This is a genomic window from Marinomonas sp. S3726 (assembly GCF_000967665.1).
Taxonomy (GTDB): domain Bacteria; phylum Pseudomonadota; class Gammaproteobacteria; order Pseudomonadales; family Marinomonadaceae; genus Marinomonas.
The window spans coordinates 35,127-54,908 of the sequence record NZ_JXYC01000008.1 but is presented as its reverse complement, the minus strand read 5'-3'; the positions used below and the strand labels follow the sequence as shown (position 1 = coordinate 54,908).

Genomic DNA, 19,782 nt, shown 5'->3' with positions numbered 1-19,782 from the left:
TATCTACTCCTAAGTGTCACATTGTTAATAATTCGGTGATCGTTTCTGACCAGCGAAAATAATGATTATTGATACCCCGGTATTGGGTTTGCGGGTATTTCAGGGTGTGTTTTACCTGCTGGTAGTAACTTGCCTGACATTCGTTTTTGACATGCAAAGCGGCTTGATAGGCACTTTGATCTGATTTGATGCAGCACTCACTCAGTGACGCCTGAGTTAAAGCTTGATCGGCTTTAAGACCACGGCTTATCAACATGCAACCTAAACGACCGCCACCTCCCAATGTCATCAATAGCAAAGGGCCTTTTGCCAATGCTGCTTGGTAACCTTGCAATTCAAAAAGCGGTTTAAGGCTTAAAAAGTGTTGTTGCCCTTGTTCTGCACTCGCTAGCCATTCACTGGTGGCAAAAGGGCCAGATAGCCGCTCTTGCAAGGCAAGTTCTAGCTTCTTCCCCCATTGGGAACTGATAGCAAAGGAAACGGGCTGAGTCGCCTCTGGTAAGCACTTGATATAGTCTTCAAACATCAACAAAAGCTTTTGTGTACCCGACATACCAAGGGGCTGAGAAAGTATGTCGCACTGCATTATGATGATGTCTTTTGGCTCAGCATGTTTTTTACGAAGTACACACAAGCCAACGCAATTAAGCACGGTTAAGCCATCTTGTTCGACGTCATTGCCCACACCTAAAGAATTTAAACAGGCTTGCTGCAAACCTTGGTCTAGCTCTAGCGCAATCACCAAGCAGTCTTGGCTTTGCGATTGACTGGCTTCAAACACAGCCGCATGAAAACTGGTACAAGCCGCGCTAACAAATCGCAACTGACAGCCTTTTTGCATCAAGCCCCGAGCAAACTCGCGAATTTTTGCATTTAACAAAGGCTTCACTTCTCCAGCGCTAATCAAGAGCACTTGCTCTGGTAAAGTCGTTAGCTGATTTAACTGAGCTTCAAGCAAACTTAAACCATGACCCACCGAGAGCACCTGCCTTGCCCAAAGGGACTCAATCACCATACTAGTCACTGCAAGGTCTTCTGTCGGCGCAGAGCTAAAAGAAGCATCAAATTGCATCATCCCTCTCCTCTTTGGCAGCAATACCAAACTCAGCCAGTGACTCAATCAATTGCAAAAAGCAGGCTTCTTCATGAGAAGAGTCAAACTGGCTTTGGCTATACAAGCTGAGATGCATTTGATTTTTACCTTGCTCAAGCTGATATCGAAGCAGATGGTCATCAATCACCAATAGCCTTGAGACCTCACCTTTTGATACACCCTTTTTTAGGCGTAATAATTCAGGCTGAATGTCTTGCATTAAGAGCACATTAGGTTCTAATAAAACAGCAGGTAAACGCATACCACCTGGCATTGAAAGGCGAATAAGAAAGTTGACTTCGCCCTCAAAACAGGCATTTGCCTGCTTCACAAAACCCTCTAAAATCTGATAATGCTCAGCAAAGTTCAGGTAAATGGGTGTCTTACTGGAAGGCAATAAAGCAAAGACTTCAAAGTCGTTTTCACTTTCTAGCGGCATATATCTCGCAAGAGCAGCAGACAACTTGCCTTCAAAAGGCACTCGCTTAAGCTCGCCTTTAAAATACAGCTCATTCATAGCTCGCCTCCTCATTCAGAATTAAATGAGTGTCTTGATTCACTCGCACCTCTGCCATGGCAAAATAACCATTTAGTGCAAGCGAGGCAGCCATGTATTTTTGCTCTTCTAAGGGTGGATTTTCCAAGCTATGGCAAAGTATGGATAACCAAGGATCTGAGCCAAAACAATGGCCCCAGTTATGGTGTAAATCCGGCAAGCGCCATTGCTTAGCCAATAGCTTGTTAAACATCTCTTGAATGTGTTCGGGGAAAAACGGCAACGCCAGACAAACATTGTCTCTGCCTGTCACGGTACGCCTTACGACTGTGGCAAACTCAGCCATAGAATTATGGGTCAGCGCACATTGAGTGATGAGTTCGTTACTGACTTCACCTGTGACCTCAAGCAAAACCGTAGTGATACCAAAACCCGATTCATGCCAGTTCTCGTTATAACGCCAAAAAGTTAGATCATAGAGATTGGCATCTAAAATACTGACCAAAAGGAAGCGCTTCTTCTCTGCCTTGGCATAGGTTAGATAATGGCGTAATGAATAGCCCCAAGAGGCACATTCATAGGCATTGATATAAGTATCTGGGTTATTAGGACCAAGCGCCGTTAGCTTTTCAGCCACATCTGACCAAGCAATATCCCCTGTGGTAAATGGCATCTCTACCATGGTCGAGCACAGGAAATGCCTATCTATCTGGCTTCTTTCCTCTTCTGAAAGCTTGGCGAGCACTTGCTCTGTCTGGGTATGAATTAATCCAGATAACCATTCAAAGCTTGCCTCTATACTTGGCCTTTGCTGATAAAGGCAAGACTTAAGTGGCTGAAAACCTATCCCTCTTACGGTTAAAGCACTCATCGTCTCGCCCTCTTCTGCTTGGCGTATATCTCGAAAAAGCAGCGGTACGAGCTTCCTTCCATTTTAGTGAAACCCAGTAAATCTCTTTGATCAGCAAAGCTTTTTACTTTATTGCTTGCTACCAAGTTTGCTAATAGCTCATTACTAGCAAACTTCAGCGCTAGCACCTGATCCACACTGTGAATGGAGAAATCCGGTTGAGCCAAAAAGTGATCGGCAAAACCCAAGATAAAATCGATATTGGTTTTAAGTTCGGCATCCATATCTAATCGATTTTCTTTATCTAGCCACAAAAGGTGGTGCATTAAGGCTTTGACAAAACGTGGACGCACTAAGGTTAAAAAGCGGTTTACACTGGCCATGCCACCTTTCTTCAGGATCTGATCTGGGCTGACTTTCACCTCACCCACCACATTGCCTAATTGCAAAACACCATCAAGATAAGCACGCCCGACCTTGTCTTGCTTGAGCGCTTTTGACTGCTCGGGAGTAAGCATTAAAGTAATGGGATAAGGTTTACCTGACTGCTTCACCACCAACATAACAAAGCCTAAATCGTGGGCTTCAATGCCCCATTTTTTATTGACTTTTAGCTGGTGCATACCAGTTTCATCTGGACTCACTGACAACTCAGTCGACCAATTAGCGAGACTTGGACCACCTGCATCTGTCATTAAGAAATGTCCAAAAATATCTTTCTCTAGCCAAGCATCCACCTGAGCTTGCTGCGCTTCTGTGGCTGTCAGGTTGAGCATAATAGAACCAAACAGCCCGATAATTTGATGAAAATGCGGGCCAAAGCCGGTCTCTTTTATGGCCTTTGTTAATTCATCAATAACAAAGGTTTGCTCAAACTTGGGCAATGGCTGTTTTACCTTGGCAACACTTAATGGCAAACGCTGGCTGAAATCATCTTCAATCAGAATTTCCGAATCTAGCAGCGATAAACACGCTTGGTTAATCATGCTATCTAAGCTTTCAGGCAAGGCTTTGTAGCCAGCCAAAGGCTCTGTGATAAAGCCACCAAAAAGTTGTGATAAATCATTCATAATGATGGCCTATTCGATAATGTAAGTTTTAGCTTGAGGAAGCTTGAGAAATGGTGTGACCGTATAACTGGCGTTATAGGCTCCACAGTGATCGTAAACACAGATGTCGCCCGCTTGCGGCAATAGATGCTTATCCGTTTGTTTACCAATTACATCGTCTTTAGAGCAAGAACTGCCCACATAAGTACAAGCACCCTTTTCTGTCTCATCCAAAGCAGCATCAGTACTTAAGTCAGCATTAGGCTTGCGCCATAACAAAGGCGTTTTCAATTTACGAAAGGTGTTTTCCGTTTGAGCCAATAAGAAGTTTTGATTAATACCACCATCGCAAATAGCAAACTGGTTACCATCAATTTGCTTGGTATAACGAACCCGAGTAGCAAAGTAGCCTGCACTTGCCATCAGGCCTCTGCCTGTTTCGTGGGCAAGGGTTATATGAGCAGGAAACTCGCCAAGAAGCTGACGATAAGATTCAAAGTCGAACCCTTGCTCTTGCCACTGCTCGGAGAATCCGCCCCCTAAATTGACAAAGCTTAGCGCTTGATCATAAAGGCGTTCCATTTCAGCGAGGATAGCAATAGCAGCAACAGCCGTGGCATTGGCAGCCTTAGTAAAACTGTAAGAGCCGTTAAATAGATGGAATCCTGCTAAGGGGATATCAAACTCTCGACATAAGCTAATCGCTGTTGTCACAGTCACCCAATCCATACCAAATTGATCGGCACGAATACTGGGTAAATCTTGATTAAAACGCTTTAGAACAGAAGAGTTCAGACGCAAAAGGACAGGCTTTAAAGGGCGTTTACCAACAAATTCGCGCAAAGCTTCAAGCTGAACCAAGTTATCAAGAATAATGGTAGAACGTGATGCTACGGCAGCCCTTAGAAACTTCTTGTCAGCAGAAGGGTTATTAATAAACTTCTCACTATCTCCACCGGCAACAAGGTTAAGTTCGCCAATAGAAGCGACTTCGATACCACCATCAAGATGGTGACTGGCTCGCATCAATAAATCCGCGTTGTTATTCGCCTTCATTGAGTAGATTAATTTGGTACCTAGCGCCTCAGATAAAGCCTGATAGTTTTGTGCTACTTGGGACACGCTATAGAGATAACATGGGGTTTCAATCTGCCCTGCATTCTCTTGTAATAAGGCCTTAATCTTATCCATTTGACTCACCTTTCATTCTCCAACTGCTTGATATTGGCCTGTTTTGGGCGCAAAGGACCAAAGCGATGTGTTTTCACATCACAAGTAACAGGCTTATTGTTATTTTTTAAAGCGTAAAAATGCTTGGAAGCTAACCAGAAGATAAGCTGGCCATTAGATGCTGCTTATCCACTTTACTATTTTGAGTTAAGGCTAATTCATCAATAAAAATCAGCTGTCTGGGTCGGTAGTTATCTTCAATTTGAGTGGTTAACCAGTCTCTAAATGCTTTTTCTTGTTCCACACCAGGATTGATAAGTTGGACATTCAGGCAGGCAATTTCATCCCCCCATCTGTCTTTGTGTGGCACGATGGCGCAGAGGAAAACATTCGGATGTTGTTCAATTTGAGATTCAAGCTCTGCTGGGTACAAACAAAAACCAGCTTGCTTGATTAGGTCTTTAGATCGACCCTTGAAGTAAAAATAGCCATCCTCGTCTTGGCAAAATAAATCTCCTGTGGCTAGCCAATTATCATCACGATAATCGCCCGCTAATATACAGGCTCCAGCATTCGCCATACCAAAATAGCCCTGCATCAAGCTTGCGCCACGAATAAAGAGTTCGCCTATTTCACCCTGCTCCACTTCGTTATAGCTGCCATGATTTTCATCTTTACTTGGATGTAAAATCTTGGCTTCTAATCCAGGAATAGGCACACCCACAGAGCCTAATTTACGCAAGCTGTCTTCTGGCGGTAAATACAAAGCTCGTTTGCATTCGGTCAGACCATACATGGCAAAAATTTGTAACTGGGGTAATAGCTCACTGAGTAATCTAATATTATCTTCTGCTAGGTGACCGCCCGTATTGGTTAGTTTTTTGAAATGAGGCAAAGGCTTTTTAAAGGTTTGAATCATTTTCGCTAGCGCACTCGCCATCGCAGGCACCACAGGCACCAAACTGGCTTGGCTCAGTTCCAAGGCCTTAAGCACCTTGATAGGATGAAAGTCACCTTCGAATAAGGTTAATTGGCAATCGTAAGCCAAACTAAATAGCAATTGGTATAAACCATAATCAAAGGATAAGGGTGATAAACACAGAATATGCTCTTCTTCATCTATCGAAAGATAAGTTGCAATTGAAGACATGGCATTTAGCACATTTGCATGACTAAGCATGATGCCTTTGGGTTTACCTGTACTACCTGAGGTATAAATGATTAAAGCTAAATCGGCACCCGTTACTCTGCGCTCACTTTTAAAATTAAACTTAGTGGTGCTAGTTTGTTTTCCATGAGCCTCACCTTGGTTTTTATTCAAAGGTGCTAAATGGATGAGAGCATCGCCATGCAAACACACACTAGCATGGCAGTCTTGTGCGATAGCTAACCTGGCTTGTTCAGACATAGTATGTCTAACAGGCACTACAACGGCACCTTTACCCCATAGGTAAAGCATATTCGCTAATGTTTGAAGAGTCGGTTCATCCGTCACTAAAACAGCATCACCAAACTTTAAATTTGTTTGCTTATCTAGTCTGCTTTGCAATTGACCAGAATAAGATTCAAAACCCGCTAGATCAAACTGCTTGGCACTAGGGTAGAAACCAATCTTACCTTGCCATTTTCCTTTTGATACCTTGTGAAACAGGTCTGCCAATGTGAACAGCATACATTTTACTCCCTTAACATCCATTTAGTTTTGGCCATAAAAATCCGTTAGCGTTTATTCAACAATAAACACTTTATTGAAACTCAGCTAAAGGCAAACTAAAGAGAAAACACTTCAGATAAACATTCGACAAGAAAAGTAATTAGAGGAAAACCCTACTAGTTAAAAATCTAGAATACGAAAATCACCAAATGAAAAAACCAACTTTCTCAACCAAGCTTTCTTAAAAACAACTTAACCTTATTAGTCATTTTTTTATTTTCGATTAAATTAAAATTCATATTTTATTTTGTCAACTTAATTTTTATTGCAGAAAAATTAAAAACCTTAGATTCAAACAAAGCTTAAACAAACAATATTTTTTAATCTAGAACGAAAAATGAGCTCATATTTAAAATTCAAAAACATATATATAAAAAGCGTAAACTTTATATCGTTAATATTTATATCAGTTAAAAGGTCTAAATTTATTTTATATAAATTCAATAGGTTAGATATTGCCCTTAACGTAAACTAAAGACTTATGGAGATGAGTTAGCTAAGTGTGGAATCGCTCTAATAGACAAGTAAAACTAGCTTAAAACGCACAATAAAACTTCATTTTTAAGATAATTCATGCACATAACCTGCACAAAAATCAAAGGTGAAATTATTTTTTAAAAAATTAACTTTTTTATCCTTCGTACCAGATTTTAACTGAAAGAGACCACTCTAATCACTATAACCCTGGTTATATTTCGTACACTAGTTATTACATAAAAGGCCAGTTATTAAGGCTAGGTAAAACCAAACCATTTAAAAATAGAACTATCGGTATCAAATTTTGAGATTGAATTAATATTCAAAGAGAAAAATACTCTATAAAAATAAATTTTCCCATTTTCGTTTAGATATTAATGTTTTCGTTTTTCGATATTATTACTATATTTGATAAGCCTAATACAAGAACCGACCGGTTAGTTTAATACCTTAGGCTTTTAGTTATATTAAAGGACAAGTTAAAATAACTACATTAGACCAAAGAACTAGAAAGGTTATTATTAATATAAACACATTATTAAACTGAAATTTAGATACCTTACACAGACTAATATCAGATTAAACAATGGATCTAATTAAACTATTTAGTCTATGAGTCGTAAAATAGTGATATTCAAGAAAATGAGAGAATAATTATCATTTAGAAAAAATCAGGCTAACGCTTTCCTCTTCCTCAAGCCTTTCAAGACCCCATTGTTTAAGGAACCACAATTAGGGAACCTGCTATTAAGTCACCTCTTCTCTGTCTTTACGCCAAGAGCCTTATCAATAAAATAACGATTAAGTTGCGCCCTTCGCTATAAATCTAGCGGCTTTTATCCATACACGGAGGCAGGAGGACTGATTTGCAGATACCTTAAGCAAAGGATCTTGGTGTGCTATTGAAGTATCGTTTAAATTCACGACTAAATTGAGTTGGACTTGCGTACCCGACCATAAGTGCAGCCTCGCTTGCTCGCTTACCTTCTAAGTTGATCAGATCTTTAGCTTTACTAAGACGTATCTTTTTTAGATATTGCAGAGGGGTTTCACTCGTCACTTCACGAAATGCACGATGAAAGCCAGATAAGCTCATATGTACCTGTTGCGCTAGATCTTCAACTCTAATTTCGTCCGCATAAGCCAGATGTAAATGGTTAAGCACTTTAGCTATACGGGCATAATGTCCATCATGCTGGGCAAGATCAAACAAGATATGCCCATGACGGCCTAATAATGTGCGATAGACAATTTCCTTCACTATGCCCTCGCCTAAAACCTTGGCATCCCTGTCACAATGCAACACTTTAAGTAGACGTGCTAATGCATCGTCTAATTCTTCATTAAGACTTTCAGATTGAAGCCCTAAATTAAGCTTTTTCTCTTTTTGTTCTTTGTTTTTAAGGTAAGGGGTGAATAGCTCGGCTTCGTGCCTGTGAGAAAAAGCACCTTCAGTTAATTGATTCACTAAGGTGTGTAAAAGCTGAGCATCCACATCGATAGATAAGCCCAAAATGGGTTTATCATCTTGTGTGTAGGCTTCGCACTCTAGCGGCATAGGCACGCCAACCACAACATAATCCCCTGCCCCATAAGTTACACTTTTTCCACCAAGATAGATCTTTTTATGGCCCTGTGCCATGGCGATAATCCCAGACTGATATAGAAAAGGTTGACGCTTATTTCCAAGTGGGCTGCGATAAAAGTAGACACCATCAACTAATGTTTTAGCGACACCATCAAGTTGGTTTAAATTTTTTTTTTCGGCGTACGACTGCATTAGTAAGGCAAGTTTTGACATAAAAGACTCAGCTTGGTGTTCATTCAAACGTAATTTAAGCTAAATATAATTGATAATAAATAATGAGTAAAACAGAAATAGGCAAGTTTTATCTATTAAACACTCTACTTACGTCATAACTGCAATGATATTATGCAATCATAAAACAAAAGCATTCACTTTAAGGGGAAGTGAACGCCTTTGTTCATTTTCAGAAGACTCAAAGAGGTAAAAGATGGAATTTTCATATGTAAACCACACCCAGATACATTTTGGTAAAGGTCAAATTGCTAGCATTAAAAATAGCATTAGCCCCAATGATAAAGTCTTATTCATTTACGGTGGTGGCTCGATTAAAAAAAATGGCGTTTACCAAGAAGTTGTTGATGCTTTGTCAGACCATGCTTGGGTTGAGTTTTCAGGTGTTGAGCCTAATCCAACGATGGAAACCTTAGATAAAGCAGTTGCGCTTGTTAAACAAGAAGGCGTTAACTTTATTTTGGCAGTTGGCGGTGGCTCTGTTATCGATGGCTCTAAATATGTGGCAGCAGCTAGCCTTTATGATGGGGCTGGCTGGGATATTCTCGAAGGCAAACACTCACCTAAATCGGCTTTACCTATTGGCGCAATTTTAACATTGCCAGCAACAGGGTCAGAATCCAACCCTGCAGCTGTGATTACACGTGCAGCCACTCAAGAAAAGCTCTCTTTTTATAACCCAATTGTAAGACCGACTTTTGCTGTTTTAGATGCCCATGTGATGAAAACATTGCCTGAACGTCAATTAGCAAATGGCTTAGTTGATGCTTGGGTTCACGTGTGCGAGCAATACATTACTTATCCAACCGGAGCCATGGTACAAGATGGTTATGCAGAAACCCTGCTCAAGAACCTGCTTATCTTAGCTAAGGATTTTGACAATAGAGACAATGATGCTTGGCGTGAAAATCTAATGTGGACTGCCAATCAGGCGCTGAACGGTTTAATCAGTGTGGGTGTACCGCAAGATTGGGCAACCCATATGATAGGCCATGAGTTTACCGCGCTTTATGGCGTAGACCATGCCCGTTCATTAACACTGGTACAGCCTTCACTCCTTCGTCATCAAATCGAAGCAAAACGAGGCAAGTTAGAGCAAATGGGTAAAAATGTGTTTGCTTTGAATGACTCAGAAACACTGGCTGAGCAAACAATCGATGCGATTGAACACTTTTATCAGAGTTTGAATCTAGAAACTCGCTTTAAGCCTGAAGGGGAAGATAAAACCAACAGCATTGAAAAATTAATGGCTCAAATTGAAGCTCACGGCCTTACCGCAATTGGTGAGAATCAAGCACTTGGACTCAAAGAGATCCGTGAAATACTTAATGCGGTGATTTTGTAAAATGCGTTCTTGCTGATCGGTACTCATAGCGACTGACCATTAGCCACTTTAAAGACAAGTCGCAGCTAATCATGGACATTTTGGTACTTATGAAAAAACATGTCATAAGTACCATCTTGTTTCATCTCATTTAAAATGCGATCAATTCTATGAACATAGCTAATATCAGTACGTTTTTTTGAAAATAGAATATAAGTAGGCCATGTCAGCACAATGAGAGGACGAGATTGTTGCTCTTCTACAACAATATCTATCTCACTCGTTAAGCCATTTTCTTGAATGTAATGCATTACAGGAAGGTAATCCCCAACAAACATATCCACTCTCTTATTCAAGAGTAAATCAATGCTTTGCTTCGTTGTTTCAGACTTAACGAGATAACTGAATTTGTCTCTATCTAAAGCTTTTCTAAAAACACCAGAGCCATATAAGTAACCTGTGCGAATTGCGATGGCTAATGACTTAACATTATCAAAATTGGCATTGACTTTAACCTCATCGCCCTTGCGCTTAAAAAGTACATACTTCTGAAGAATTAAAGGGCTTTCAACATAGTACCCCCAAACCTGCCTTGCTTCATTTTTACCCGCGTTAAATAAGATATCACTCGAACCAAACTCGACTGAGTTCACCGCTCTTCGCCAAGGATAAAAATTAAATTCAACTCTGTGATCGCCACTTCGCTTGATCGCTTCTTTAATAATATCGACAGCGATACCTTTTGCTTGACCATTTTCCACGTATTCATAGGGCGGGTAATCAAGCGTTGAAGCCTGTAGCGGGTCTGCTTTTACGTTTAGAGAAAACGCAAATAAAGCGATAAAAATCAACGTATGAAGACAGTGCTTGAAATTCAATCGATAAATCACACATTCACCTTTTATTATTTTTATAGGATATGTATTGAGAAAGCTGAGGCTTACTACTCCTCTATTAATAAGGCCTTTATTACTTCAACATTCCTGACAGCTTTGCTGTGATAGGCAAAGCCTTTCTTTTTCATTAAGTTGCGTTTTTACTCAATTTACTTGGAGGAAAACCCATCTCCCTCTTAAAAGCTCTTGAAAATGCAGCCTCTGAACTATAGCCCAACTCTTCTGCTAAATTGATCATAGGCTCACTTTTTTTCATAAGCCTTTGGTAAGCAAGCTTCATACGCCACTGAGTTAAATAGTTTTTGACTGTATTTCCTACCAATGAGGTGAAATGCGCCGAGAAGCCAGAACGTGACATACCACACTCTCTTGCCAGAGAGTCTACTGTCCAGTTTCTCTCGGGTTCATGATGAATTGCCCTTAAGGCTAAACCTAAATGCTTATCCTTAATCGCCCCTAACCAACCTTGATTCGCTTCTGGAGATTCTTCCAGCCAATGGCGAATCAGCTGTATCACTAAAATATCAGCAAGGTGAGTAATAATGGTCTCCCCACCTGGTTTTAAGTGGCGCGCTTCGTGGCTAATAAGGTGAAGACTTGATTTGATCCAATCGGCCTTCCCTTCTTCTAATTCCTGTAACAAAATCATCTTAGGTAGAGACTCAACCAATTGCATACCTGTCATCTGATCGAAACTAAGAACACCACAGGTTAACTCTGTTTTTTCACCATTTCCTAATATGTCTAGGGTTTCATAACGCTCGCTAACTCGCTTAACACCTGAATCAAAAAAAGGGGTCGCTTCAAGGTTTGGGTTACTGGATAAGGTATGCCCTAGTCCATGGGGAATAAGAACAAGTGCGCCTTGTTGTAACGCTATAGGCACCTCATCTTTTACGCTTAACCAGCAGTTTCCTTTATTAATGATATGAAACATCATTTTTCCGGGCAATACAGGCATAGCGAGAGACCAATCCCCAGCAAGATGAGACCGACAATACAAGCTGCCATCTAGCCTGAGCTGATGTAGCACCTCACCAAGGGGATCATTAGCTAAGGGGTAAGCAGGATTATCCAATGTCATTTTAATTACCTTTTTATTTAGGAAGCCCGATACAAAGATTCAACTCAAAGCTCGACTCAAAACCTGTTTAGATAATTCATTTAGCTTTTTTGAAATGCGACTTTTCTTAGTTTAGACGAATTATCAAATTTCTTAGACACTAAAGCATTAACCATCTATCAAAAAACGAGAATACTAAGCGCTTAAGAAAGGTGCAATCCCAGGTTGCTTTTCTAGAGACTCCCCCAAGTTAATTTTAGAGGTTGATGACAATGACAAATCGTACATTAATAATTGGTAAACAAGGTAAAACAGGCCGACGTGTTGAAGAACGCTTAATCGCAGCAGGCCATGAAACACGTGCCGTATCACGTAGCACTAATCCATCTTTTGACTGGCTAAAGCCTGAAACTTGGTTAGATGCAATGCAAGGTTGCACTAGAGCTTATGTCTGTTTCCAACCAGACCTTGCCGTACCTGGCGCACAAGAAGCCATTACAGAGTTTGTTCGTCAGGCAAAAATTGCAGGCATTCATCACATAGTACTTTTATCTGGTCGTGGTGAAGATGGCGCTCAAAAAGCAGAAAAAATCTTGATTGATAGCGGTCTTTATTGGAATGTGGTTCGTGCTAGCTGGTTCTCACAAAACTTCAGCGAAGGCTTTTTAATAGATGGCGTTTTATCAGGAAAAATCGCACTTCCTTCTGGTGATATTCCAGAGCCTTTTATCGATGTGGATGATATTGCTGATGTGGCTTTTGCTTGTTTGACTGAGAAACGCTTAATTAACCAAGTGTTTGAAGTGACAGGCCCTGAAGCAATCACCTTGAATGATTGCGCAAGAATTATTGCCAAGGTCACTCAAAGAGACATTCAATTTGTATCCATCACCGCTGAGCAGTTCCTTAGCGCACTTGGCGAGCAAGGCCTACCGGGCGATGTCCTTTGGCTAATGAACGAGTTGTTCACTGTGGTTATGGACGGAAGAAATAGTGTTCCTCAAGATGGTGTTCAGAAAGCCCTTGGCCGACCTGCAACTTCATTCTACGATTACGCCACCAAAGCCTTTGAATCAGGTGTTTGGTCTCTACCCACTCCTGAAGTAGAAAACGGTTAATGCCTGTTTTACACAGCGAATTTTTCATAGGGATAGCTGCCATCAGCACAGGCATGATGGCAGGCATTTACTTCGCTTTCTCCGTTTTCATTATGGATTCATTTAAAGCATTACCTAGCCCAACAGCCGTTGCTAGTATGCAAAGCATTAATAAAGTCATTCTTACTTCTGGCTTTATGCCCTTGTTCTTCGGCTCTAGCATATTGGCTCTAACCTTAATATTCATAGTGGACAACCCACTAGAAGCGCCTTGGGTAAAAGGGGCTGGGGCTATCTATGTCGTTGGCATGTTCCTTTGCACGCTGTTTTTTAACGTGCCTTTGAACAATCGTCTTGAAAATGCCAAAGATGAAAATGAAGCTCGGCAGATTTGGCTTATGTACAGGGTTGAATGGACGCGTTGGAATCACCTAAGAAGTTTCAGCTCTTTTTTAGCCTGCATAGGCTATATTGTGGCACTTGTTTAAGTGGGCCTCTCAAACGGGTTTATAGCAAATTAAACCCGTTTTTGATTAGCCGCTTTTTTGCTACCTAATTATCTTACTCTCCTATACCTTTGCACTCTTAATCTAAGCAGCCTCTAATTTAAAAAGCGTTGAATCGCTTTACTGGCATTATCTTGAATTTTTTTATCATTCAGGTCTTTAAATAAGGGACCTTGCTCGCCAATTGGGCCTGTTAGCCCTTTTTTACTGGCATAAAAAACACCTGTTTGATACACCTCATTTTGCACAGCTTCGACAAAACGTTTTGCTCCAACTTCCACTTTATGCACCTTGCCTAGTAAAAGCATTAATCTCATCATGCCTTTCATCACATACTGTTTTACAGGTGACAAGGTATTAAAACCTTCTGTACCAGTCGTGCCGCCAGGGCTCATGGTAACAAAACGAATTTCAGGATAATCCCTTGCGATTGATGACATCCACAAGGCACCCATATATTTAATTGGGCCATAAGGAACAGTGGCATCTTTAACAGGGCCAAAGAAAGATCCATTACAGATAGAGACAAACTCTTCGATTGAAGAATGTTTCAACTCAGGACGTTTCATACCCATTTCTTTTACGCCACGAGCGGCTTCAGAACCTGCATATAACGCCATTTTCGTTAGCTTATTCGCTTTTAATAAAGCATTTGTTAACGCTACATGGCCAAGCAAGTTAACAGCAAATATTTGCGTCACACCATCTTTTGTTTTTTGATTAAATTTATCGCCACCCGTTCCTCCTGCATTCATTACTAGCGCTTCAACAGGTTCAGGCAAAGACTCTACAGCTTGCTTAACTGAGTCCAAATCAGAAACATCGATTTGCAAAATTTCAAAGATATTACGCCCTGTCGCTTGCTCTAACTCGCGTTTAGCGTCACTCGCCTTATATAGATTACGACAGCCTAGATAAATCTTCTCAACACCTTCTTGTAACGCGAATTGTCTAGCGCTCTCTTTACCAAGCCCTGCGTTTGCTCCTGTAATTAAAATGCTTTTCATCATGTTCACCTATTATTTTGAATTTTTTAAAGTTGCCCCGCTTAGATAACGCTCTAGCTTGGCGTGTTTGTATGGATCAAATATAAAGGGGTGAGAAAATGATTTTTTGATATTTCTTGCTAATGTGTTTTCTCAAACACATAGGTTCAAATCATTGTGATGAATAAAATCTAACTTTAAGAGTCGATCATTAAACAAAGACAAGTCAGCAAGAAATATCAAAAAATTAACATGGGCACTCTTTAAGATAGCGATAAATCAATTGCTAACGAAAAGGAACCACCCATGACACGATTTAATACATCCGAAAGAAGAGTCTTTCAACTAAAAGGGAGCCTATGATTAAGTCACCTCTTCTCAGTCTTATCAGAAAAAGTATCAAGCAAGGCGTTACTTTGACGTAATGTAGGTACCTTTCGAGAAGTAACAACACAGGGTGTTACTTTTTCTGAAAGACCCAAAGGGCGTGGTCTAAAAACCCTATCTTTACGTTGAAGAGCTTATCAATAGAATAACTATTAAGTTGCGCTCCTCGCCATAAATCTAGTGGCTTTTATTCACACGCTGAGGCGGGAGGACTTATTCATAGGCTCCCTTTGCCATTCTGGCTTTTATCTGTTTTGTTCCCGGCGGCATAAGCGCCTTTGGTGGCCTAAATGCCAGCGCGGGCGTCTCTGGTATGGAGATGATCTTTGACCAAGACAGTCTATTAAGAGGCTTTGCTGATAATCAATATCGTTTTGGTTATGGTGTTTTCTTTACCCAAGGCTTGGTATTGGCTTTCTTTCTAATCAACATTGAAAAACATACTAACTTATTCCGCTTTGCTCTACTGGCTTTATTTATTGGTGGTATTGCAAGGGTCACTAACATCATGGAATTTGGTATCGTCAGTGACAAGATCGTACCGCCAACCATTATTGAGCTTGCCTTGGTGCCATTATTAATCCTATGGCATTTGAGAGTTGCTAGAAAAGCCTAGAGACCCTGTCATTAAGCAATAAAGAGTCGATCCTCACATTTGGGTTGGCTCTTTCCAAACTCACTAAAGTATCCCGTCTTCACTTATTTCCTGCCTTCCTTACCTGTGTTCCTACCCCTCTAATACACCTTTTATGAAAATTCAGCCCGCTTGTAAGAAAAAATAAGCCATATAAAACAATTATTAAGAAATTTGATATATTTTATTTATCCGCAATGCAATACATATAAACCGCAATATGGTTTAATGATTCAGTTTACAGCAAGTGTCTTTCAACATTTTTAACTATGGGAAAACAATAATGAAAAACCATATTAAAATTTCAGCGATTACTCTTTCATCGGTTACTAGCGTATTTTGGCTAAATTCCAGTTATGCCACAGAACTCAAGGTCAATTGTTTTTGGCCAGCGCAACATATAGTTTGCCAAGAAGTATTACCCACTTGGCTAAAGCAGGTCGAAAAAGCGTCCCAAGGAAGGGTAAAAGGTAAGGTCTTGGCAAGCTCAGCTGCCAGCCCTGAGGAGCAGATTCAAGCGGTTGAAGCAGGTATCATAGATGTCGCGGTGCAATTTAATGGTTTTATACCTGAGCAAACGACAGGCGCACTCGTTGCTATGACACCTTTTGTTGCATCCAATGATGCCAGAGCTATGTCATCAGCTTTATGGCAAACTAACCGAAAGTTTTTTCCAGACGAGTTAAACCAAATTCACCTTTTATCGCAGTGGGTGATTTCACCTGCTGAATTATATAGCCAAACAGAACACCCCATAAATTCAATGTCAGAACTAAGGTCTCGCACCCTTTGGTCTTTACCCGGTGTACTAGAAACCCTAATGAACCAAGTAGGTGCTAAAGTCATTGCTATTCCGCCAGTAAGAGCGAGTGAAGTAATCAGCACAGGCGTGGTTAATGGCCATATAGGCTTAGACCCAGGCGATGTCAGTGCGTTTGAACTCTTTCCTTATACAAAATCTATGACACGCTTTAAACACAATGTGTATGCAAGTGGCTTCTCTTTAGTGATGAATAAAGCCGTTTGGCAAGGATTATCTCCTGAAGATAAAACAGCACTCTCTTCAGTAAGCGGTGATAGCTTTGCTCAACTAGCCTCTGGTTATTGGCAAGACACGACACAAGCAGCCTTTAATAAGTTTGATGCAAAAGGAGTGACTATTATCGATGCCGACCCAAGCTTTGAAGCGGCGTTGAAACAAGCATCTTTACCCATGACACAAGCTTGGATTGAGAAAGCAAACAGTAAGGGAATTGATGGGCAAGCAGCCTATGATTTTTACAGAACAAAGGTTGATGAACTTACTCAATAAAAGTAGTAAAGGGGCTCTTATCAAGTTTGATAGGAGCCCAAGCTTAGCATGGCCATATATGAGCAGCTTTTTGGCTCATATGATTTAAACCAGTTCAAGCAAAAGCAAAGGTCACGTAAGATTTAATTCTGCGCGATGAATTCTCACTATGTTATGATGCCAAATCATAAAATGATTAAAAATTAATAAGATAAAAGAAAAATTATGGAAAAAGAAAGCAGCTCTCGCCAAGGCGTTCAAGTAATTGCACGAGCAGCAGCCATTTTACGTGTGTTAGAAAATCAGCCTGATGGCCTTAGTTTAGGCGCCATTGCAAAAGCGCTCGGTTTAGCACGTTCAACGGTGCAGCGTATCGTCTATGCATTAGATGAAGAACGCTTTGTCATTGCTGCCTCACCCACAGGAAGAGTGAGATTAGGCCCAGGCTTAGTATCGCTTGGATCAGCGGCTAAAGCGGATATTGATAGGGTCATCTTGCCCTACATGAAACAGCTTTCGGATGAGATTGAAGAAACTGTTGACCTATCCGTCCATGATGGCTCATCCATGATTTTCATCGATCAAATTATCACTGAAAAGCAAAGACTAATGGCCGTTTCGGCTGTCGGTCAGCCCTTCCCTATTCATAGCTGTGCCAATGGTAAAGCCGTTCTAGCAGCCATGAGTGATGATGAAATTAATAAATTACTTACCTACCCTCTTGAACGTTCTACCAACAAAACCTTGATTGAAGAAAATGAACTTCAAGAAGATATTAAAAAGATTCGTAAAACTGGCGTAGCCTTTGATTTAGAAGAACATCATCAAGGCTTATGTGCTGTAGGGGCTTGTATTTCTGGTCCATACGGACAAAATCTTGCTCTATCTATTCCTGTGCCTTCTGTTCGTTTTTACGGAAATGAAGACAAGTTAGCTAAAACCTTATTAAAGTACTGCAATATTATAGAAGTGGCGTTAGGCAAGGTTTCTTAACTTTTCTGACTTACCCATTGTTTCATTCCTACATATGAAAATGCCTTTCTTATCTCTAAGAAAGGCATTTTTTATTCCTTGCTTGTATCTAATTACTCTTTGTTAGACATCTCTTTAAGCTCGTCATTCGACTCTCCTTTAGAAAGGGTTTTCGAGTAATAAAGGGAAACTAGGTAAAAAACAACACCAAAAGCGATCACGCCTAACATCCATAGCTCAGTACCTGCATCAAGACTCATGATTAAGCTCCTAGTTTCTCAATAATTTTAGACACTAAAATCGACGCCAAGACGATGCCCATAATAGTAACAAACGAAATAAGTAGTAGTTCTGTCGCAAAATTCATTACTTTTCTCCTATCCAATTAAGCTTGTGCTGTTAGAGCTTGTTTTGCGTCTTTTGACTCTCGGAATAAACCGGGTTTAGCATGAGTCACTAAGGCATTACCTATCAAGGTGGTTAACAAAGAAACAATGGCAACGATATGAGCATTTTCAAATGCAGATAAACCTATGCTGTGCTTGATATCACTAAAGGACCATAGCAGGTTCACTATCCATGCAGATAAGACAACCATAAGGGCTACACCTGAATGGCGTTTCCAATACAGGCCTGTCACTATTATAAAGAAGAATGGTACTAACCAAGCAAACAACCAAGTAATTGCCAAAATAACATTTGGTTGGAAGAAAAAGGTCATACTAGCTGCAATGATACCAATTAGAATGATCACATTACGGATCACACTTTGCTCCATTTTAGCGGATAACCCACCTTTAACATTCGCTCCAACTATGTCTTTAGCAAAGATGGTTGCTGGCGCAAGCGCTGACATAGCAAAGGTTGAAAGCAAGGCACCTAAAAAGCCAGCTTGAAGTAAAACCACTAACCATGAAGGTAAAAGCTCAACTATCATTGTTGCCCCTGCTAACTTTGGCCCTAAAGCCGCAAACTCAGGAATCGTTGCGGCTGCCAGCCCCACCAGCACAGGAAATACCCCAAACATGCCGTTTATGGGTGCAGCTATCCATAATGAACGCTTGATGACCTTTTCATTTTTTGCAGACATTGCTGATTGCATGCCTTGTTGGTTAACAGATTGAGAAAAAACCACGGAGAAAATCGCCGCCAAGGCAAAGCCAACTAACAGATCCGGCGTCCCTAAAATGGATAACTTAAATGCTTGATCATTCTCAACATAATGAGCTGTCACCCCTTCCCAACCACCGGGAATAACAAAGGCAAGATAAATACCCGCAATGATAATAGAGGCATACATGACAATGGCATTGATCAAGTTGACCCACATAGTTTGCTTTATTCCTCCCATGCAAACATATGCAGTTCCTATGGCAGCACCAAGTACAGAGGACCAACCTAATGACCAATCTGACATAGCAGAAATACCTATGCCTAGTGTTTGCGTTTCAAGCGTTACCAGCCCGAATACAACCATGGCACCAACACAGGCGGTATAGGTTCTTAACCGTTTGTTATAAAGCTTGCCAATCAACTCAGGAATAGTTGATGTGCCTATTCGACGGATCCAACGCCCTGTGCCTAAGCAAATAACACAAATTAATATGGTATGTGCAAAGCAAAACCAAAGCGCTACAGCCCCCAGCACAAAAGACATTTCCATTAACCCGTATACGTGAGCGGAGCCAAGATAGGTAATCGCGATAGTGACTGAAAACATAGCAATACCTGCATCACGTCCCCCTAAAGCCATATCAGTAATTGAGTGAGTTTGCTTTTCTTTCCACCTTAGATACCAGCCTATTCCACCAATCACAAAGATGTTATAGATAAGAACCATGAGTAATATACTGCTCATACTAAACCTCGATAATATTATTTTTATTTTATCTATAGGGAAGTGAGGTTTAAGTTTCCTCTTCTCAGTCTGATAAAACAAATCGTCAGACACTGAGACG

The 19,782-nt window shown here is 40.6% G+C and carries 18 protein-coding genes; 6 read left to right on the top strand and 12 right to left on the bottom strand.

Annotation, left to right across the window (positions count from 1 at the left end; translation table 11 throughout):
- Positions 1-16 precede the first annotated feature (16 nt).
- From TW85_RS07430 to TW85_RS07400, 7 genes are all read right to left on the bottom strand, one after another.
- Entirely contained in the window at positions 17-1,072 is a 1,056-nt protein-coding gene (locus TW85_RS07430) for a hypothetical protein (protein ID WP_046016484.1), read from the bottom strand.
- On the bottom strand, positions 1,062-1,610 hold the full coding sequence (locus tag TW85_RS07425; RefSeq protein ID WP_046016483.1) for a hypothetical protein: 549 nt from the start codon (positions 1,608-1,610) through the stop codon (positions 1,062-1,064). Before TW85_RS07425 ends, TW85_RS07430 begins: the two co-directional genes overlap by 11 nt.
- On the bottom strand, positions 1,603-2,460 hold the full coding sequence (locus TW85_RS07420) for a hypothetical protein (protein WP_046016482.1): 858 nt from the start codon (positions 2,458-2,460) through the stop codon (positions 1,603-1,605). Before TW85_RS07420 ends, TW85_RS07425 begins: the two co-directional genes overlap by 8 nt.
- Positions 2,457-3,509, bottom strand: coding sequence for a hypothetical protein (locus TW85_RS07415; RefSeq protein WP_046016481.1), 1,053 nt, complete (start codon positions 3,507-3,509; stop codon positions 2,457-2,459). The genes TW85_RS07420 and TW85_RS07415 overlap by 4 nt, the downstream gene beginning before the upstream one ends.
- Before the next feature lie 9 nt (positions 3,510-3,518).
- On the bottom strand, positions 3,519-4,679 hold the full coding sequence (locus tag TW85_RS07410) for an amino acid decarboxylase (protein WP_046016480.1): 1,161 nt from the start codon (positions 4,677-4,679) through the stop codon (positions 3,519-3,521).
- Positions 4,680-4,809: 130 nt separating this feature from the next.
- Positions 4,810-6,330: a class I adenylate-forming enzyme family protein gene (locus TW85_RS25390; RefSeq protein ID WP_052701990.1), complete on the bottom strand. Its 1,521-nt coding sequence runs from the start codon at positions 6,328-6,330 to the stop codon at positions 4,810-4,812.
- A 1,396-nt stretch (positions 6,331-7,726) separates the two neighbouring features.
- The gene (locus TW85_RS07400; RefSeq protein WP_046016479.1) at positions 7,727-8,650 is read right to left on the bottom strand and encodes an AraC family transcriptional regulator; all 924 of its coding nucleotides are present in this window, start codon (positions 8,648-8,650) and stop codon (positions 7,727-7,729) included.
- A gap of 214 nt (positions 8,651-8,864) precedes the next feature.
- Between TW85_RS07400 and TW85_RS07395 the strand changes: the two genes are divergently transcribed.
- Entirely contained in the window at positions 8,865-10,013 is a 1,149-nt protein-coding gene (locus tag TW85_RS07395; protein ID WP_046016478.1) for an iron-containing alcohol dehydrogenase, read from the top strand.
- A 65-nt stretch (positions 10,014-10,078) separates the two neighbouring features.
- Here TW85_RS07395 and TW85_RS07390 read toward each other — a convergent pair whose 3' ends face one another.
- Together TW85_RS07390 and TW85_RS07385 are read right to left on the bottom strand one after the other, a co-directional pair.
- Positions 10,079-10,882, bottom strand: a complete 804-nt coding sequence (locus tag TW85_RS07390) for a transporter substrate-binding domain-containing protein (protein ID WP_046016477.1) — start codon at positions 10,880-10,882, stop codon at positions 10,079-10,081.
- A 133-nt stretch (positions 10,883-11,015) separates the two neighbouring features.
- Positions 11,016-11,972, bottom strand: a complete 957-nt coding sequence (locus TW85_RS07385; protein WP_046016476.1) for an AraC family transcriptional regulator — start codon at positions 11,970-11,972, stop codon at positions 11,016-11,018.
- Positions 11,973-12,223: 251 nt separating this feature from the next.
- On the opposite strand from TW85_RS07385, the gene TW85_RS07380 reads away from it, so the two are divergent.
- Entirely contained in the window at positions 12,224-13,069 is an 846-nt protein-coding gene (locus TW85_RS07380) for an NAD(P)H-binding protein (protein ID WP_046016475.1), read from the top strand.
- The gene (locus TW85_RS07375) at positions 13,069-13,536 is read left to right on the top strand and encodes an anthrone oxygenase family protein (RefSeq protein WP_046016474.1); all 468 of its coding nucleotides are present in this window, start codon (positions 13,069-13,071) and stop codon (positions 13,534-13,536) included. The genes TW85_RS07380 and TW85_RS07375 overlap by 1 nt, the downstream gene beginning before the upstream one ends.
- 113 nt (positions 13,537-13,649) lie before the next feature.
- Here TW85_RS07375 and TW85_RS07370 read toward each other — a convergent pair whose 3' ends face one another.
- Entirely contained in the window at positions 13,650-14,561 is a 912-nt protein-coding gene (locus tag TW85_RS07370) for an SDR family NAD(P)-dependent oxidoreductase (protein ID WP_202904837.1), read from the bottom strand.
- A 601-nt stretch (positions 14,562-15,162) separates the two neighbouring features.
- Between TW85_RS07370 and TW85_RS25385 the strand changes: the two genes are divergently transcribed.
- The 3 genes from TW85_RS25385 to TW85_RS07355 all read left to right on the top strand — a co-directional run bounded on the left by TW85_RS25385 (position 15,163) and on the right by TW85_RS07355 (position 17,845).
- Positions 15,163-15,543, top strand: coding sequence for a DUF4345 domain-containing protein (locus tag TW85_RS25385; protein ID WP_084616177.1), 381 nt, complete (start codon positions 15,163-15,165; stop codon positions 15,541-15,543).
- A 301-nt stretch (positions 15,544-15,844) separates the two neighbouring features.
- Entirely contained in the window at positions 15,845-16,873 is a 1,029-nt protein-coding gene (gene dctP, locus TW85_RS07360) for a TRAP transporter substrate-binding protein DctP (protein WP_046016472.1), read from the top strand.
- Between the two features lie 204 nt (positions 16,874-17,077).
- The gene (locus TW85_RS07355) at positions 17,078-17,845 is read left to right on the top strand and encodes an IclR family transcriptional regulator (RefSeq protein ID WP_046016471.1); all 768 of its coding nucleotides are present in this window, start codon (positions 17,078-17,080) and stop codon (positions 17,843-17,845) included.
- A gap of 92 nt (positions 17,846-17,937) precedes the next feature.
- Here the strand turns inward: TW85_RS07355 and TW85_RS26145 are convergent, their stop codons facing one another.
- On the bottom strand, positions 17,938-18,084 hold the full coding sequence (locus tag TW85_RS26145; protein ID WP_157196905.1) for a hypothetical protein: 147 nt from the start codon (positions 18,082-18,084) through the stop codon (positions 17,938-17,940).
- Between the two features lie 125 nt (positions 18,085-18,209).
- Positions 18,210-19,682: a sodium:solute symporter family protein gene (locus TW85_RS07350; protein ID WP_046016470.1), complete on the bottom strand. Its 1,473-nt coding sequence runs from the start codon at positions 19,680-19,682 to the stop codon at positions 18,210-18,212.
- Positions 19,683-19,782 lie beyond the last annotated feature (100 nt).

Bases quoted from the DNA above. Each gene is read 5' to 3' on its own strand.
- TW85_RS07350 (WP_046016470.1), bottom strand. From the start codon at position 19,682: ATGAGCAGTATATTACTCATGGTTCTTATCTATAACATCTTTGTGATT.
- TW85_RS07410 (WP_046016480.1), bottom strand. From the start codon at position 4,679: ATGGATAAGATTAAGGCCTTATTACAAGAGAATGCAGGGCAGATTGAA.
- TW85_RS25390 (WP_052701990.1), bottom strand. From the start codon at position 6,330: ATGCTGTTCACATTGGCAGACCTGTTTCACAAGGTATCAAAAGGAAAA.
- TW85_RS07385 (WP_046016476.1), bottom strand. From the start codon at position 11,972: ATGACATTGGATAATCCTGCTTACCCCTTAGCTAATGATCCCCTTGGT.
- TW85_RS07420 (WP_046016482.1), bottom strand. From the start codon at position 2,460: ATGAGTGCTTTAACCGTAAGAGGGATAGGTTTTCAGCCACTTAAGTCT.
- TW85_RS07375 (WP_046016474.1), top strand. From the start codon at position 13,069: ATGCCTGTTTTACACAGCGAATTTTTCATAGGGATAGCTGCCATCAGC.
- TW85_RS07380 (WP_046016475.1), top strand. From the start codon at position 12,224: ATGACAAATCGTACATTAATAATTGGTAAACAAGGTAAAACAGGCCGA.
- TW85_RS07395 (WP_046016478.1), top strand. From the start codon at position 8,865: ATGGAATTTTCATATGTAAACCACACCCAGATACATTTTGGTAAAGGT.
- dctP (WP_046016472.1), top strand. From the start codon at position 15,845: ATGAAAAACCATATTAAAATTTCAGCGATTACTCTTTCATCGGTTACT.
- TW85_RS07370 (WP_202904837.1), bottom strand. From the start codon at position 14,561: ATGAAAAGCATTTTAATTACAGGAGCAAACGCAGGGCTTGGTAAAGAG.
- TW85_RS07355 (WP_046016471.1), top strand. From the start codon at position 17,078: ATGGAAAAAGAAAGCAGCTCTCGCCAAGGCGTTCAAGTAATTGCACGA.
- TW85_RS07415 (WP_046016481.1), bottom strand. From the start codon at position 3,509: ATGAATGATTTATCACAACTTTTTGGTGGCTTTATCACAGAGCCTTTG.
- TW85_RS07400 (WP_046016479.1), bottom strand. From the start codon at position 8,650: ATGTCAAAACTTGCCTTACTAATGCAGTCGTACGCCGAAAAAAAAAAT.
- TW85_RS07430 (WP_046016484.1), bottom strand. From the start codon at position 1,072: ATGCAATTTGATGCTTCTTTTAGCTCTGCGCCGACAGAAGACCTTGCA.
- TW85_RS07425 (WP_046016483.1), bottom strand. From the start codon at position 1,610: ATGAATGAGCTGTATTTTAAAGGCGAGCTTAAGCGAGTGCCTTTTGAA.
- TW85_RS26145 (WP_157196905.1), bottom strand. From the start codon at position 18,084: ATGAGTCTTGATGCAGGTACTGAGCTATGGATGTTAGGCGTGATCGCT.